Source organism: Prevotella sp. Sow4_E9_plate (assembly GCF_052116205.1).
GTDB lineage: Bacteria > Bacteroidota > Bacteroidia > Bacteroidales > Bacteroidaceae > Prevotella.
The window spans coordinates 44,581-59,896 of the sequence record NZ_JBQKLN010000016.1 but is presented as its reverse complement, the minus strand read 5'-3'; the positions used below and the strand labels follow the sequence as shown (position 1 = coordinate 59,896).

General features: G+C 40.9%; 16 protein-coding genes. 13 read left to right on the top strand and 3 right to left on the bottom strand.

What is annotated here, in order from left to right; translation table 11 throughout:
- The first annotated feature begins 118 nt into the window (after nucleotides 1–118).
- The 13 genes from ACTQ53_RS08305 to ACTQ53_RS08245 all read left to right on the top strand — a co-directional run bounded on the left by ACTQ53_RS08305 (nucleotide 119) and on the right by ACTQ53_RS08245 (nucleotide 13,109).
- Nucleotides 119–1,201 carry a hypothetical protein gene (locus ACTQ53_RS08305; protein ID WP_288282541.1) on the top strand — a complete coding sequence of 361 codons (1,083 nt, stop codon included), beginning with the start codon at nucleotides 119–121 and terminating at the stop codon, nucleotides 1,199–1,201.
- On the top strand, nucleotides 1,198–2,325 hold the full coding sequence (locus tag ACTQ53_RS08300; RefSeq protein ID WP_288282542.1) for an HNH endonuclease: 1,128 nt from the start codon (nucleotides 1,198–1,200) through the stop codon (nucleotides 2,323–2,325). The genes ACTQ53_RS08305 and ACTQ53_RS08300 overlap by 4 nt, the downstream gene beginning before the upstream one ends.
- Nucleotides 2,326–2,879: 554 nt before the next feature.
- Nucleotides 2,880–4,340 carry an ATP-binding protein gene (locus ACTQ53_RS08295; RefSeq protein ID WP_441932706.1) on the top strand — a complete coding sequence of 487 codons (1,461 nt, stop codon included), beginning with the start codon at nucleotides 2,880–2,882 and terminating at the stop codon, nucleotides 4,338–4,340.
- Nucleotides 4,341–4,462: 122 nt separating this feature from the next.
- Nucleotides 4,463–4,999 (top strand): hypothetical protein, encoded by a 537-nt coding sequence (locus tag ACTQ53_RS08290; protein ID WP_441932705.1) that lies wholly within the window; start codon nucleotides 4,463–4,465, stop codon nucleotides 4,997–4,999.
- 29 nt (nucleotides 5,000–5,028) lie between these two features.
- The gene (locus ACTQ53_RS08285) at nucleotides 5,029–5,358 is read left to right on the top strand and encodes a hypothetical protein (RefSeq protein WP_441932704.1); all 330 of its coding nucleotides are present in this window, start codon (nucleotides 5,029–5,031) and stop codon (nucleotides 5,356–5,358) included.
- Nucleotides 5,359–5,382: 24 nt separating this feature from the next.
- A complete protein-coding gene (locus tag ACTQ53_RS08280) occupies nucleotides 5,383–7,557 on the top strand; it encodes a hypothetical protein (RefSeq protein ID WP_441932703.1) in 2,175 nt (724 codons plus the stop codon).
- A 5-nt stretch (nucleotides 7,558–7,562) separates the two neighbouring features.
- Nucleotides 7,563–8,153 (top strand): DUF4112 domain-containing protein, encoded by a 591-nt coding sequence (locus ACTQ53_RS08275; RefSeq protein ID WP_441932702.1) that lies wholly within the window; start codon nucleotides 7,563–7,565, stop codon nucleotides 8,151–8,153.
- A 3-nt stretch (nucleotides 8,154–8,156) separates the two neighbouring features.
- The gene (locus ACTQ53_RS08270) at nucleotides 8,157–8,813 is read left to right on the top strand and encodes a hypothetical protein (RefSeq protein ID WP_296971564.1); all 657 of its coding nucleotides are present in this window, start codon (nucleotides 8,157–8,159) and stop codon (nucleotides 8,811–8,813) included.
- A gap of 72 nt (nucleotides 8,814–8,885) precedes the next feature.
- The gene (locus ACTQ53_RS08265; protein ID WP_441932701.1) at nucleotides 8,886–9,653 is read left to right on the top strand and encodes a hypothetical protein; all 768 of its coding nucleotides are present in this window, start codon (nucleotides 8,886–8,888) and stop codon (nucleotides 9,651–9,653) included.
- Nucleotides 9,616–10,428, top strand: a complete 813-nt coding sequence (locus ACTQ53_RS08260; RefSeq protein ID WP_441932700.1) for a hypothetical protein — start codon at nucleotides 9,616–9,618, stop codon at nucleotides 10,426–10,428. Before ACTQ53_RS08265 ends, ACTQ53_RS08260 begins: the two co-directional genes overlap by 38 nt.
- Complete coding sequence (locus ACTQ53_RS08255; RefSeq protein ID WP_295025576.1) at nucleotides 10,400–11,293, top strand: hypothetical protein; 894 nt, start codon at nucleotides 10,400–10,402, stop codon at nucleotides 11,291–11,293. The genes ACTQ53_RS08260 and ACTQ53_RS08255 overlap by 29 nt, the downstream gene beginning before the upstream one ends.
- 60 nt (nucleotides 11,294–11,353) lie before the next feature.
- Nucleotides 11,354–11,827 (top strand): DIP1984 family protein, encoded by a 474-nt coding sequence (locus tag ACTQ53_RS08250; RefSeq protein WP_441932699.1) that lies wholly within the window; start codon nucleotides 11,354–11,356, stop codon nucleotides 11,825–11,827.
- Between the two features lie 298 nt (nucleotides 11,828–12,125).
- Nucleotides 12,126–13,109 carry a helix-turn-helix transcriptional regulator gene (locus tag ACTQ53_RS08245; protein ID WP_441932698.1) on the top strand — a complete coding sequence of 328 codons (984 nt, stop codon included), beginning with the start codon at nucleotides 12,126–12,128 and terminating at the stop codon, nucleotides 13,107–13,109.
- Nucleotides 13,110–13,164: 55 nt separating this feature from the next.
- On the opposite strand, the gene ACTQ53_RS08240 is transcribed toward ACTQ53_RS08245, so the two are convergent.
- The 3 genes from ACTQ53_RS08240 to ACTQ53_RS08230 all read right to left on the bottom strand — a co-directional run bounded on the left by ACTQ53_RS08240 (nucleotide 13,165) and on the right by ACTQ53_RS08230 (nucleotide 15,306).
- Nucleotides 13,165–14,370 (bottom strand): ATP-binding protein, encoded by a 1,206-nt coding sequence (locus ACTQ53_RS08240; RefSeq protein ID WP_441932697.1) that lies wholly within the window; start codon nucleotides 14,368–14,370, stop codon nucleotides 13,165–13,167.
- Nucleotides 14,371–14,516: 146 nt separating this feature from the next.
- Nucleotides 14,517–14,738 carry a hypothetical protein gene (locus tag ACTQ53_RS08235; protein ID WP_441932696.1) on the bottom strand — a complete coding sequence of 74 codons (222 nt, stop codon included), beginning with the start codon at nucleotides 14,736–14,738 and terminating at the stop codon, nucleotides 14,517–14,519.
- A 157-nt stretch (nucleotides 14,739–14,895) separates the two neighbouring features.
- On the bottom strand, nucleotides 14,896–15,306 hold the full coding sequence (locus tag ACTQ53_RS08230; protein WP_441932695.1) for an FMN-binding protein: 411 nt from the start codon (nucleotides 15,304–15,306) through the stop codon (nucleotides 14,896–14,898).
- Nucleotides 15,307–15,316 lie beyond the last annotated feature (10 nt).

Below are 15,316 nucleotides of genomic sequence, written 5' to 3'. Positions count from 1 at the left end.
TGTGTGTTAGTTGTTCCGTTTAGAGAAGATGAGAAGTGTATTTGATTAAAAGAAAGTATGCAGTAAAATGAATACTTTTTAATTTTAAAAAAGGAATAGTCCAAACATATATTTATTTATGGTTAATGTAATAGAAATACAATTTAAAACTTTATTTATTTGTTTTATTGTACTAGTAGGTTTTTCTTCTTGTAACTTTAGTTCCTCTTCTACGGAAGATATAGAATTAACTCAAGAGGAAGCTATTGGCAAACTTGCAGACTTATCTCCTACAGAAGGAGCACATTTTTTTGTAGATAATCGTTCGCAATATCCTTTTTTGGATACATTGTATACAGACAATATAGTCCCTATTATAGGACAATGTAGTTTTGACACAATAAAAGCAGTAAAAGAAACTATTGAAAATACTCCTGCTAATGTTGCGTTATTACCTTTGTATGATAATGCAAGAAAGGTTTATCTTGAAAACATAAAGCAAGAAATAAAGGAAAATGCCAATTCCCAGAAGAAAGCCTTTGTTGATTATATGATTCCTGCTATGCAGGTTGAAATAGACTCCTTGCTCGATGTGGATATGAGTGAGGTGATGAGCAAGTATGCGGGTGGCTTTATGAATTGGAGAAAACTTAAATATTGGTTTGGTACGGGGACTGATGATTTTGAAAAAATATGGAATGATAATATAGATAATGATAAGTACACAGAATGTGTAGCAAAGTATATTAATACATATTTAGATTCTTTGGCTGAACAAAGGAACAATTATTATATTGACATTGTAGGTAAGGGGGAATTTGAGAGCGAGTCGCGAATAAGTCAGGCAACAATGGATTTGTTGTTGGCTAAAAAGTGTGTACGCGAAGTAAAGAAGTTTACTGAAAAGGAAAAGGAGGAGATGACCACTTCCTTCTTAAAGGATTGGGTAGCTCCTACAATTTTAGGAGTGTTTACAGGTGGTGCCGGTACTGCTGTGTCGTGGGCATACGATGCAGGCAATTTTCTTTATGATGTAAAGGTTACATTAGATGATATTAAATCCCAAAAACTTGATTCTGAAGAAGTTATAAAGTATGCTTGCATGGAAAATATAGGATTCCAAATACGTCAGGCATATTTGAAATATTATACAGAACGAGTGTTTAGAAATATCGATGAGAATAGCGATAAGTTGTATAATATAATATCTGAAAATCTATGAAAAAGTTTATTCTAAAAATAATTCTTATATCTATTTTAATGGTCTTGCCATATTCTTCTTTTGCACAAAAACAATTGGTAAAGACGGTCTATAAAGGAACTAAAGGACTGTTTAGAACCGAGGCAAAAGTCCTTACAAAGGAAGGAATAGAGGCTGCAAACAAATCAATGCTGAAAGATGCCTTTAAGTCAGGTGCAGAGGAAATAGGTAAGAATTATGTTCAGAAAGCATCGGCAAAGCAGCTTGTAAGAAGTGCTGTACGCAAGAATCTATTGAAAGAAATAGAAGAAAAAGAACTAGGCTCACTTCTTCGTTATGGCATGATTGGAGCAAAAAAGGAAATTGCTCATACGGAGAAGTCGGCGGTGAAGGTTTTGTTAAAGAAAAGTTCTTATGACGAGAGCTACAATCAGGGTGTTCAAAAGTTGGTCAAAGAAGTTTCTGCTAAGGAGAAGAAAATGGCCACAAAACTTGTAGCTGAAGAATATTCGACTCTTTTAAAAAAGTATGGTTCTCATTTGTCTAAAAAAAAATATACAAAATTACTTTCCGAGATGTCCAATAATAAAGCTTTGGTGCAGTTAATAAAAGAAAACCCGAAGCTAAATATAATGAGATGGGAGAAATCGCAAAGAAAAACAGTTGATTTGTCTAAAATTGTACGCACTAACAAGGGAAACTTACCGCCTAACTATAAATATGCGGGTTCTACATTTTATGCAAATCCAGCTCTTAATCCTGAATTGGAAAAAAAATTGATTGATAATGGTGGTAAAATAAATTTAAATGGAACGATAGTTACAAGAGAAGAACTCATAAAGTTGGATAAAAAGTATCCTGGTGGAGTAACTTATGGAGATAATGGTTTGCCTGATTTTACCAAGGCTGCTAAAACTTATCCTGATGGAACTCCTGTAATAGAAGAAATTAAAGGTGGATTGACAAAAAGTAGCAAAAAAGATAGAGATTTAGCTACAAAACAGTTGGGGGACAAAGGTATCACTTGGGACCTTGGATCGTATACGTGGCATCATATAGAAGGTACTAATAAGTTGATATTGGTAGATTGGTATTATCATGCTTTGTGTAAACATGCCGGTGGTAGAGCAATCTCTAAAATTTAATTTTGTTGCCTAGTATACAGCTCCAGTGAAATGCCCTAAGTGTGGTGGATGGCATACCTATCCACCAGGCTTTTTAGGCTTGAATAAATATTTTTATATTTGTAACTGGTTGATAAACAATAATTTGTATCATTTCAATACCTATTTTTAGGTGACGCAATAACGAAGTTTGGTGAAGTTTACATATTGTAGAAAGGTAAGTGCACTAATTTTGTCAATGATTCTGGCAAACACAACCATTCAATATTTTTTTCTTGATGTTCTATCACCATTTGACACACCTGTATAGTTATTTCGCAGCCGAAATCAAATGTATAACTATATTAAGGTAATGTAACAATGGAAAAGAACATCAAGAAAAGAGTATGTAGGTTGGCTGCGGTATTGAGTGCCGTGCTGGTAGTATTTTTTAATTTTCTGTCATATTTTGGTCTTTGCAGTTAAAAATGTTCCGGAAAATTTGGTGGTTATCTTGATAATAACTACATTTGCAGAAGGATACTCCACCTCATCATATCGTGAGTTGGGTATTTCCTTAGTTAAATAAAAAAAGAATGGAATATCAAGAAATAGAGGCACTTATAGCCTTAAAAGAAAGTAAAAATTTGCAGTTTAAAGAATCGACAGGTCAATTAGACCGTTCGATGGAAACTTTATGTGCCTTTCTTAATGGCGATGGTGGTATTGTACTTTATGGAGTAAAGGACAATGGAAATGTTGTAGGTCAAGAAGTTTCTGATAGTACAAAACGTGCTATTGCTGAGGCTATTAATCGTATCGAACCTTTTGTGTCTTTGGAAATAAACTATGTCCGGATTCCAAATTCCGATAAGTTTGTTATAATTGTCAATGCGGAAAAACAACGTTTTATGCGTCCTTTCGCTTACAAAGGTAGGGCTTATCTTCGTATAGAAAGTACTACTACGGTAATGCCGCAAGAGCAATATAACCATTTGTTGATGCAACGTGGTGGAAAATATGGTTGGGAAGCAATGGTCAATCCCGATTTGAAAATATCGGACCTTGATGAGAATGCCATTCTTGGTGCAGTACGTGAGGGTATAAGAAATGGTCGTCTTCCAGAAGTGACTATTCGGGAAGAAATACCTACGATTCTCAGGAAGTTTGGTTTGCTTCGTGATGGGAATTTGAATAATGCGGCAGCTGTGTTGTTTGGCGTGGATTTCTATGACTATCCGCAATGTCTTTTGCGAATGGCACGTTTTAAGGGAACTACCAAAGAAGAGTTTATTGATAACCAAAGAGCGCAAGGTAATATTTATATCTTGCTTGATGCAGCAATGGCTTTTTTCTTTAAGCATCTTTCTTTGTCTGGGAAGATAAATGGACTTTGTCGAGAAGAAAAATTGAGTATTCCTTACAAGGCTTTGCGTGAATGTTGTATCAATTCACTTTGCCATCGTTCGTACCATCATCCTGGTAGTTCTGTCAGCATAGCTATTTATGATGATAGGGTAGAGGTTACCAATACAGGAACATTTCCGGCAGATTTACCCGTTGAGCGATTGATGCAAGAGCATGATTCCAAACCTCAAAATCCAATCATTGCCAATGTGCTTTATAAGAGCAAGATTCTTGAAAGTTGGGGACGTGGTATTGGTACGATGGTAGATGAATGTAAACGTGTTGGATTACCTGCGCCAGAATTCAAAACAGATGGTAATTTCGTGACTGTAGTCTTTAAATATAACTGTGATGGTGTTAACCTACAGTTGGTAAATAGCAATCCAACAAGTACCCAACAAGTACCCAACAAGTACCCAACAAGTACCCAACAAGTATTGGAACTTGTCGGAATATTGAAGGATGGAGAGTATTCTGTTAGAGAAATCATGTCTTTTTTAATGTTGAAGGATAGGGTGAATTTCTTGTATAAATACTTAACACCAGCATTGGAAGAAGGATTGGTTTCCATGAAATATCCTGATAATCCAAAGCACCCAAAGCAGAAGTATATGCTAACAGAAAAAGGACGAAAGATATTGGAAAAATAGAATGAATAGCAGTAATCTATGTGTTTTATACTTTTTTCTTGATGTTCTGTCACCATTTGACATATCTATATAGTTATTTCGCAGCCGAAATCAAATGTATAACTATATAAGGTAATGTAACAATGGAAAAGAACATCAGAAAAAGAGTCTGTAGATTGGCTGCGGTATTGAGTGCCGGGCTGGTAGTATTATTTGGCTATTGGTTCTTCTTGAACCCTCATGGCTATTGGCAAAAGAAGAAGGAGGCAGAGAAGAATGAATATATGGATAAGAGGATGCTTTGGCGGAAGTCGGAGAAAATGACCATGCAACAGATGCTGTCGGACATGACGTTAATGGCAAAGGGGGATTCGGTCCTGGTTTGTTGGCTAACCGGTCTTTCGCTTCCCGTTTATCGTTACTTCATTCATGGTACTGTGCAACCTACAAGGAATGCTTGGGCTGAGACGAGATATTGGTATATGTCTTCTCTCGCTAAAGGCAGAGAATGGATGGAGGAACGTGCCAAGACGAGGATTCACAAGAGCCTGATTTTTGTGGAAACGAGTAGATTTCAGGTGCAGAAGGATTCCTTGAAGGATTATCGTAAAGAGAAACTTACTCCAACTGAGATTAGAAACAACAAGATGTATCTAAAAGATAATTGTCTGTATAGATGAAATCATAGCATAAATAAAGTGTAATGAAAATGAATAAAATTATAGGGTTTCTTGTAATGGTTTTCATGTTCCTACCCTGGCGACCAATCGTTGCTATAGTGGCAGCAGTATTGTTTGTCAACATCAATGGTACGGAATTGTATGGATGGCAAGCTGGATTGGCGCATGGATTGTTCTTCCTGCCTAATCTGGTGAGGCATCTCTTTAACGGCGATGTCCTTTTCAAGGCAACCAATTGTACTACAGGTTATCATGTTGCCTGGTGGATAGCTACAGTAGGTTCGTGCATCGGTTGGCTCGTTGATGCAACCTTCTCTTTTATGAAGGCATCGGTATTTGTAGGTAGTGATAAAGAATAAATTAATATAAATACGATGAACAGTATGGCTGATAATCAAAAAGTATATCAGGCAATCAAGACGATTGCTGATGAACTCTGCAAGGAGAACAAGACGTATCTTCGTGCAGATTTGGCTTTTGAACTGAAAAAGTATGGTATAGCTTCCGATTCCTCGGAGGTGAGTAAGCTGGTATTTGATGCCTACAGATATTTCCATGATAATGGCAATATCGCCATTGCTTTTGTTTCCAATAATTCACGTACAACCCTTGTGGCTGAATACAAGTTGAATGACAGCCTGGAACAGGGCAACAAGGAGGAGGCTTTGAAGATTGCCGAGACGGAACTGGCGTTGTCTTCATCTGCTTTGGAGCAGTTGAAAGAGCAAGTGGAATTGAACCTTAACCTGGTTCTTGCTAAGGGAACGTCGAAGATGGCTGATATTGTCATGGGTACGAATGGCGTGAAAGATGTGAGAAGTAAGGCGTCTACCATGTTTGATAAATATACCAAGATGGTGGAGGCTTATCACTATGCCGAGGATAGCGTTCGTGGAAACATCGAAGATTTTACCTCCTTGCGTAGTGATATCGGGACGGTTTATCGTGACTATGCCCTGAAACTGATTGATATCTATGGCGACTCTATTAAGATGGTTTCACCTGATCTGTTCGACTTCAAGCGAATAGAGTGGCTGGATGTGGACGAGATGCTTAAGTATGTGGAGCTGGAATATAACAAGCTCACGGAGAAATGTGCAGCTTTGATTGGTGAGATTTCTGATAGTTTCCGTACTTCCTTGCAGGGTTCTTTGCAGGCTTATAAGTCTTTGTCGAACGGCAACAAGTCATTGGGATTGGCGATGGCAGGACTGACGATGCTCGAACACTATATGGGAGCAAGTGAACGCGCTAATCGTTTGAAGTCTGATTTATCAGTTTTCCAAACCAGCGTGAAGCATGATGCCACTCGCATCAAGGCTGATATGGGACGATTGTTGGTAATCTGCAAAACGCTCAATGATGTGGTAATCCCGAAGGCGAATGTGTTCTTGCGTTATGGAGAAAAACTGTTGGCTTCTGACTTGAAGGCGACGCTTGATGCTTTGTATGCGGATGAGACTATTCGTCCATTGGAGGAGCAACGAAAATGTCTGCTTCAGCAGATGAAGGCGCTGGACATGGAAATGAACGACCATCTTCAGAACATCGATGTCTATACCTCGCTGATTAATGACATCACCGCCACCTTGGAGTCTAAGCAGGGAAGCTATATGGAAGCGAAGGCTAAGAAGCCTTCCAAACCTTTCTTCCTCGTCAACTGGATCACCTTTGGTATGGCCAACAAGAACTACTATCGCGACTTCGCCGAATGGAATGCGGTATGCTTCCCACTTGTGAGAGAATACGAGAGCTATCAGGTAGATTTGAAGTTGGATAAGGAGGAATTGGAATCGCATCGTGAGGAACAAACCCGCATCAAAAATGAGTATGCCAAACTCTCCAGTGAACTGGATAAGGTTTCTAAGGAGATCAGAAGCAAGATAGTTTGCTCTGACGACTTGAAGCTGAAGATGCTGAAACATCTTCGTGATATGGTTGCCATGCTGAAACTCGGACGTGAAATCATGGAGAGCAAGATTGATGAGAAGTTGGTGCATACGGTCGATATTCCTGATTATAGGGAGGCAGCCAAACTTCCTGCTGATGTGGAGCAGAACCTTTCTCTGTTTACAGGAATGTTGGCAGATAATCTTCATGCCGACAAGGATATGGCTAAGAATTTGCTCGATGGAGTGGAAGCATACACGAAAGACCATAAGAAGATAGAGGGCAAGACCGCACAACAGAACAAACCTGCTGAGTATAGCGAGGAAGACTTGGCGCAGTTAACTGGTGCTATGGAACAATCCTTACAGAAAGGTATTGCTCTGTTTGATAGTTTCGCTAAGCTCAAAGCGCAGCAGCTCAGTGGTAGCTTGGCTTCGGCTGCATACGATAAGGAGTTGAAGAAACATGCTGATGAGTTTAAGCGTGAAATGGCTAAGATAGACAACAAGAGTGCTTATCTTCGTGAGGTGTTCAAGCGTATCAATCTGGCTGGTAGTGAGGAGGAACGTAAGCAAGCTATGGAGTTGATGAGCGACTTGAGCGGTTTCTCTCTTTCGGAACAGGAGTTCATGGAATTTATAAATGGTAAGAAACAAATAGAATTATAAGGCGTATGGAAAGTTCAAGAAGACAGCAGGCCCAGGCTGATTTGGGCATGGATTTCGCAAAAGAAGATCAAAAGCGAGAGGCGGCTCTTGCCAAAGAACAGGCGAGGGCTGATAAAAAAGCTGCAAAGCGTGAGAAGATGATGAACATGCCATCTTATCGTCTGATGGTAGGTACGGCGAAGTATATGGACAAGTGGTTCTTGGATCCTATCCTTGGTTTCATCCTTCCTGCCGGTATCGGTGATGCTTTGACGAGCGTGTTTGCATTCCTATTTATCTATTACAGTCTTTGTGTGGTTAAGTCTATTCCGCTGACTTTGGCTGTCATCTATAATATCTTGATGGATGTGCTGATTGGTGCCATACCTTTCTATATAGGTGATGTGCTGGATGTATTCAAACGTTCGTATGTAGAGAACCTGAGATTGGTTACCGGGTATATCGAGGATGATAAGGAGATTATCAATAAGGTGAATAAGAAGGCATTCTGGACGGCTGTGTTCATCGTAGTGCTTTGCTGGTTGATTTATGTGGTGATTTCGTGGGCCATTTGCTTGGGAACCATGGCTTATGATTGGATAGTTTCATTATTTTAATATATGAATAGCAACATTTTCTTTCAGCCTTTCGTTGGCAAGGATTATGCCAACGGGGGGATATTCGGCAAGCGAATCATGATATTGGGCGAGAGTCATTATTGTGATGAGAGTTGTACGGATTGTGGCGACTGCCAGCTACATCGGGAGTGTATGAACTTTACGCAGCAGGTGCTTGATGATTATCTCAATGAGAATAAGGAACGGCAAAACTGGATGCGGACTTTCTTGAAGTTTGAGCGTTCGTTAGTGGGAGAGGAGACCAATCAAGCAATGAGGCTGAAGATCTGGAATTCGGTCATCTTCTTCAACTATCTGCAAGTGGCAATGGGTGGCCCTCGCGAGGCTGGCACTGCCGAGCAATATCACCAGGCTGGGAAGGCTTTCTTTGAGGTCATCGAAAAGTATCAGCCTCAGTACATCATTGTATGGGGTAAGAGGCTTTGGAACAATTTACCTGGCGGTCACTGGCGCCAAGAGCAAATTTCTGATGTTCACTGGGTGGATTGCAATGACATGGAAGTGGAAGGCACTTGGGTGCCTAATGGCTTCTACATGATGCCTGGTGGCAAGCATGTTAAGGCTCTTGTGGTGAATCATCCTTCCGTAGGCTATTCCTGGGACTATTGGTACAAGGTGATACAAAGATTTTTGAGATAATTTTCTCGCTTGCGTCACGATTTGACACACCTGACCTGTACCTTTGCAGCTGTAAACATAAAACAAGGAATTATGGCACAGATTACAATCAATATCCAGACTTTGGACTGGACAATGGGGGAAACCGTAGGCTTGCACTTGATGTTGAAGAAAAACAGCAAGGCAGGGATTGCATGGGGCGATGGAAGGGTACAGGTCGTGACAGGCAAACAGGAACAGAATTCTGAGAAGTTGACTTGGGTTAAGGCTGGTCATTCCTATCCTGAGAAGGGCGTGAACTATACCATTACCATCTGCTCGGAAGAGGAAGATGCCATTATCGGATTTGATGGCTGTGGCATGTTCGAGGTGAAAACCTTTGATGTGATTCTCACGGAATGTCCTAGCTTGCGTATCCTGGGATATTCGGGATATGGTGGGCAATGGCTCGACGTAAGCAAAAATCCTTTGCTGGAGTTCATCGACTTCAGCGCGATAAGAAACGAGAAGTTGGATTTCTCTGCCAATCCTCTCTTGGAGGAGTTGCATATTGATGGATCCGAAGATTTGGTGTCTTTGGATTTGAGTAAGAACGACAAGTTGCGTCGCTTGGACATCTTCATGTGTCACAATCTTCAGCATCTCGCTTTGAGCAATCAGTCGCAACTGAATGAGGTGGATTTCGCTCTCACTCACCTTCGTCCCAAGGACTTGGAGTATTTGGAGAAGACGTTGAAGCGAAACTCTCCCTACAAGATACGGGGAGGAAGCTTTGGCGATGATAAGATAATAGAAGTTAGTAATGGTGAAATAGTAGGTGAAGATGAAGGAAAAATGGATTCAACTTATCAATACAATTGAGAAAGATCCGTTTGAAACGGAGGCTTTCTTCGCTTTGATGGAGTATGTGGGCGAAGCGTCGGATGAGGACAAACGCAGAGTTGTACAAGAAGTAGAGCGTCGCATCAAGATGATTGCCCGTTATGATGCGGACAAGAGTTTCCGCTTCCGTAAGTTCAGTGAACAGGAGCGGGAGGTGCTTGATTCCCTTTGGAGTACTCGGGTAAAGATTCTCAATGTGATGATGTTAAATCCTACAGAGGAAGAAATCGAGCGTTTGGGACATCAGAATGACAAACTCCGTGAGTTGTCGAAGGATGCTTTTGCGCAAGGGCGCAACCTATGGCAGTCTTTACTGCATTCTCCTCATCTGAAAGCTGACGACGACCGCTATGATGTAGAAGAACACGTAGGTTTCTGTTATAATGATGAGGATTCCGTCCTCAAGATGGATAATGATGACTATTATGGCTCAGACTTCGAGTATATGCTCCATTTTCATTGCAATTTTAGGGATAGTGGGCGGTATTATGTGGGTGAACCTTTGGTGGCTGATGATGGGACCAACTGGAATTTGGATTATCTCGACAATCAGGCTTTCGACAGATTTTGTATCTGCCATCTCTTGCACTCGTTACATAGTCATGAATATTATTCGTTACCAGACATTCTCCGCATGGATGACTTCTATGTACATGTCTGGCTGCAGTATGAGCGAGAGGTGTATCAATGGAAAAAAGGAAACGTAATCTTTAAAGAGGAAGTAAATGGAAAAGGAATGGAAAAAACTGATTGATGAAGTTGAGAACAACCGTAGCTATAGTTCGGAGCCTAACTTCAAATTTGTAGACTTTATAAGAGAAAAGTCTACGATAGAGGATAAGCGTGCCATCATACAAGATGTGGAACGTCGTATCAAGAAGGTGGTGAATTGTGAGGATAATAATCCAGGTTGGTTCTTCCGTAACTTCAGTGATACGGAGCGGGATTTGCTGGACGATTTGCTCGGGCTTCGTGAGGTGACGCTCGACGAGATGATGCTTCATCCTACTGCTGCCGAGGTGGAACGATTGAGCAAGTTGAACGACAAACTCTACAAGCTCACCTTGGAGTGTTTTGAGCAGTGCCGTAACCTTTGGCTTACGCTCTACCGTTCGCCATATAAGGTGGACGACCGTTTCTGCTACGACTTGGACAGTACGCTTCGATTCGAGTATGCTGACAAAGACTCGGTCTTGCATCTGGAGAATGATGACTATTACGGTTCCGACTTCGACTATATGATTCATCTGACAGATGAGTTGCTCAGTACAGGACATTGCAAGATGGATACCATCGTGAATGGTGCGTCTGCCAACTTTTTCGGCAACGAAGAGGATACGTTGAGAGAGTTGACTGATACGCTCGACGATGGCACGTCGTGGGCGGAAGGCTATCTGCACAACAAGGCGTACGACCATTTGTGTATCTGTTATGCGATGCATGCCTTGCATACTCATGAGCCTTGGTGCCTGCCAGACATTCTTCGTATGGATGATTTCACTATTAATGTGAAATTGAATTATGAGCGCAGCGTGTCAGAGCAGCGAGATATTCATTATCCTGATGTAAACGAGAATGACCCTCATTGGCCTGAGGGTGTGCCTTGTTTGGAAAGGTGAAAAATAATTTGTGATGCAATAAAAATAAAATTAGAACGTCATATATAAAAATAGAAGATTATGAAGTTAGCAGAAGCATTGAGCATCAGAGCCGATTTGCAGAAGAAAGTGGCTCAACTGAAAGAACGTATCAAGGAGAGCGCCAAGGTACAGGAGGGCGATGAACCTTGCGATAACGTGGAGGAACTGTACAAGGAACTGGATGAAGCACTCGTCCAGTTGGAAGACTTGATTTATCGCATCAACATCACCAACGTTCAGATAGTTCAGGACGGAGACTCCTTGACTCGATTGATAGCCAAGAGAGACGTCTTGTCGATGCGTGTCAAGGCATTGAAAGAGGTGGTGAACTACGTAGCAGCCAACGATACTCGCTTTGGCAGAAACGAACTGAAATATGTTAGAACCATAGATATAAAGGTTCTTCGCAAGGAGGCTGATACCTATGCCAAGCAGTATCGGGAACTCGACCTGAAAATTCAGAGTTTGAACTGGACTGTAGATTTGGTGGATTTGCAAGACTTGTCCCGATAATGGAGCGAGGATTGAAATTTTCATTGAGTAGATTAAAATTTTCGGAGAAAAGATAGAGGCAGCAAGAAACTGACATCAGGCAACAGGTCTGTGTTAGCATTATTAAAAATTCATGTGTTTCATGCAAAGAGACGAGTTTGTTCACAGTTCATTTCAAGCATCGGGCACAAGTGTATCGCGCATTGGTATATGACAAAAGTCAGAAACGCCAGCATTTAGCATTACCATTTTGTTGGCTATCTTTTCTCCTTTTCTTTTTAGGCATTTCTCGTAAATATTCATTAGATTTTTAGAGATTATGGACAATCGTGTAAAATTCTATAGTTGGCTGATAGGCCTCTTGGATCGTAAGCATCTTACCTTTGAGGAGATTGCTAATGAGTGGCGTGATGCCAACGCTAATCAGGATGAGGATGAGCTGGACAAACGTACCTTTCATCGTTATCGTGAAAATATCCAGTCGCAGTTTGGCATTACTGTGGAATGCGACAAGAGCGACGGCTATCGGTATTATCTGAAGCGTGATCCGATCGCTAATGATGATGTGACGGAATGGATGCTGAGTTCCCTGCGGTTGGCTTCGCTTGGTGATATGCTGAAATTTCATAACAAGGTGATGCTTGATACGCCGCCATACAACACGGAATATCTGGATGATATTCTTGCAGCGATTGATAAGCAATATCTGCTGAAGTTTAAGTATGTTTCGGGGTTCGGAGCAGAGAGCGATATCGTGCTACAACCGGCTTTCGTGAGATACTACAAGCAGAGATGGTACGTTGTGGGATTTAAGAAACAACGTTCGGCGTTCGAAGGGAAAGCCAATTCAAGTGCAGAGGAAGATGTGAGAAAACTCGTTCGCTGTCTTCCTTTCGACCGCATCAGTTTCCTGAAGCTTATTTGCGAGAAGCATCCGTTGCCTGCAAAGTTGAAGAAGTTCCTGACTCCAGAGAATTATTATGAAGATTGCTTTGGCATCTATCGGATGGAGAATGTGCCCGTGGAGAAAATCCGCATCCGTGCCTTCTATCCGGAATACAATTATATCGAGGAGGTTCCGCTGCACGAGAGTCAGCAGAAAGTGAAGGAGTCGAAAGACGGAATGTATCGGGAATATACCCTCACCGTTCGCCCCAGCCGTGATTTCCTTCAGGAACTGTTGTGGCATGGCAGAAATATCATTGTACTGAAGCCTGAGAGCTTGAGGCAGGAGATGATTGATATCTTAAAGGATATGACGAAGAGTTATGAGACGGGCGAATGTCTGAATGGGGAGGAATAAAAGAATCCTCAGATTGGGAACACACTGTGTGCCCAATCTGAGAAATTCCTGTTATTTATATTCCTTCTGTCAGGAATTTGCGTAGATGCAGGTGCGTGATGCCGTCATCATCATTTTTGGTGAGCAGAGGGGTCATGGAGATAACGTACTTCGGGTAGTTGTCCTTGATGGCACGGAGATTGCCAAACTCACGCTCTCTGGTTGCATCGTCGGCTATGATGTAGGAAGCTTGCACGTAGATGCGTTCGCCGCCTGGCTTGGTACAAACAAAGTCGATTTCTCCAGCTTGCAGTTGTCCTACATATACTTGATAGCCCAAGCGTATGAGGTTCTGATAGATGATATTCTCTATCACTTTCTCGATGTCTCCTTCACGTGTTCCCCCGGCAATGGCATTTCTAATGCCGTTGTCTTCAAAATAAAACTTATCGTTGGTTTCAAAGATACGTTTGCCGTGGATGTCATAGCGGTTCACCTTGTGCAGGATATAGGCTTCGCAAAGGAAGGATATGTAATTGATGATAGCTGTGGACGTTATAGATTCGCCTTGTGATTTCATATATTTGGCGATACTGTTGGCGGAAATCAACTTACCGGTGTTGTCTGCGAGGAAACGTACTAAATTCTCTAAGAATGGCACGTTTCTTATCTGGTTGCGCATAATGACATCCTTAAGTAAGACGGTATGGTAAATATCCATTTGATATTCACGTGCATCATCCTCTTCAAGCCCTATCTTTGCCAGACCAGGCAGGCCACCATACTGAATGTACAGAGCAAGTGCTTCGTCATTATCTGATAGTTGATGAAATTCCAGAAACTCGTTATAGCTCAGCGATTGGATATAGATTTCCTTATATCTGCCACCGATGAGAGTGCTCAGTTCATTGCTCAGCATGCGAGCATTGCTACCTGTGATAATAATGTCGGTGTTGGGTTCTGTACGATAACTTCGGATGGAGCGTTCAAATTCCCTGATGTCTTGTATCTCATCGATAAGGATATAGTTATGTTTATCAGATAAAAAGTGCTCTCCGATATAGTCGTTGAGATCCTGATAGGTCTGAATGTTGTCAAACTCTCTTTTCTCCTTATCTATAAAGATGATATTGTTGCTGTCATCTGCCTTCTTGCGGTCACGAATCATTTTCATCATGCAGCTTTTACCTACACGACGTTGACCTACTAATACGATGATGGTCTCCTTTCCAAGATACTTTTCTATCTTGTCGATATATGATTGACGAATAATAGTTGCCATATTTTTATCACTTATAAATGAAATTTTCTGCAAATATACGATTTTTATCTTTTATAAAGGATGAAAATCCTAAATATTTTGCTTTTATCTTCTATAAAAGATAAAAAATGGCGTTTTATTCTCATTTTATGATAATCATAAAGTGATTATTTATCTTCCTTAAGATACCAGCCTTTGATGTATCCGGAATAATGCTTGGCAAACTCCTCGGCTTGTCCGGGTGCGCAAGCCTTCACCTTCTTGGCTGGAATACCTGCCCAAATCTCATGTGCAGGAACCTTTTTCTCGAAACTTTTTGTTAACTTTGCAGCAGAATCTTCAACTGCATCTTTAAAGATATCCATATATTGGTCAAGTCCTGTATTCATGTAATATTGTATTTGTTGTGATTTACAAAGTTACTGAAAATCAGCGACTTGACCAACTTTTAATAGTTAAGTTTTCATAACCATTTCTTAATATAAGTTATTGATTTACAGACGATTAAATGTTAATTTAACGCAGTATTGTCACCTAATCCTTTCCCTACTTATGCTTCTGGTAATAAGCAATGCCACGCTTTACATTTTCCTTTACGGCTTTGCTGGAGAAGGTGGCACCCGTAACGCCATCTACCTGGACAGTAGCAGCCTTGCTGACCTTCATGCCATTCCATTTGTTGAGCAAACCCTGTTTTACCTTATTGAAGAAGTTGGGAGTCTCCTTGTTGGCAAGCGGCTTAATCTCTACTATTTTTCCTTTCTTGATATAGATAGAAAGGGGCGTATTGCCACGAAATCCTTTTACGTCTTTACACAACGTGGTGGTATTGATGATGTAAGTACCATCAGCTTCCTTGGTCATTACCTCAGAGTGTGAGCTTCTGGTTGTTGCAATCATGCTGCTAACCATTCCCATACTTAATATTGCTGCTAAAAACAATGTTCTTTTCTTCATAATTATATTT

Excerpts from the sequence above, each read along its gene's own strand:
- ACTQ53_RS08305 (WP_288282541.1), top strand. The coding sequence starts at position 119 with ATGGTTAATGTAATAGAAATACAATTTAAAACTTTATTTATTTGTTTT.
- ACTQ53_RS08300 (WP_288282542.1), top strand. The coding sequence starts at position 1,198 with ATGAAAAAGTTTATTCTAAAAATAATTCTTATATCTATTTTAATGGTC.
- ACTQ53_RS08295 (WP_441932706.1), top strand. The coding sequence starts at position 2,880 with ATGGAATATCAAGAAATAGAGGCACTTATAGCCTTAAAAGAAAGTAAA.
- ACTQ53_RS08290 (WP_441932705.1), top strand. The coding sequence starts at position 4,463 with ATGGAAAAGAACATCAGAAAAAGAGTCTGTAGATTGGCTGCGGTATTG.
- ACTQ53_RS08285 (WP_441932704.1), top strand. The coding sequence starts at position 5,029 with ATGAATAAAATTATAGGGTTTCTTGTAATGGTTTTCATGTTCCTACCC.
- ACTQ53_RS08280 (WP_441932703.1), top strand. The coding sequence starts at position 5,383 with ATGGCTGATAATCAAAAAGTATATCAGGCAATCAAGACGATTGCTGAT.
- ACTQ53_RS08275 (WP_441932702.1), top strand. The coding sequence starts at position 7,563 with ATGGAAAGTTCAAGAAGACAGCAGGCCCAGGCTGATTTGGGCATGGAT.
- ACTQ53_RS08270 (WP_296971564.1), top strand. The coding sequence starts at position 8,157 with ATGAATAGCAACATTTTCTTTCAGCCTTTCGTTGGCAAGGATTATGCC.
- ACTQ53_RS08265 (WP_441932701.1), top strand. The coding sequence starts at position 8,886 with ATGGCACAGATTACAATCAATATCCAGACTTTGGACTGGACAATGGGG.
- ACTQ53_RS08260 (WP_441932700.1), top strand. The coding sequence starts at position 9,616 with ATGAAGGAAAAATGGATTCAACTTATCAATACAATTGAGAAAGATCCG.
- ACTQ53_RS08255 (WP_295025576.1), top strand. The coding sequence starts at position 10,400 with ATGGAAAAGGAATGGAAAAAACTGATTGATGAAGTTGAGAACAACCGT.
- ACTQ53_RS08250 (WP_441932699.1), top strand. The coding sequence starts at position 11,354 with ATGAAGTTAGCAGAAGCATTGAGCATCAGAGCCGATTTGCAGAAGAAA.
- ACTQ53_RS08245 (WP_441932698.1), top strand. The coding sequence starts at position 12,126 with ATGGACAATCGTGTAAAATTCTATAGTTGGCTGATAGGCCTCTTGGAT.
- ACTQ53_RS08240 (WP_441932697.1), bottom strand. The coding sequence starts at position 14,370 with ATGGCAACTATTATTCGTCAATCATATATCGACAAGATAGAAAAGTAT.
- ACTQ53_RS08235 (WP_441932696.1), bottom strand. The coding sequence starts at position 14,738 with ATGAATACAGGACTTGACCAATATATGGATATCTTTAAAGATGCAGTT.
- ACTQ53_RS08230 (WP_441932695.1), bottom strand. The coding sequence starts at position 15,306 with ATGAAGAAAAGAACATTGTTTTTAGCAGCAATATTAAGTATGGGAATG.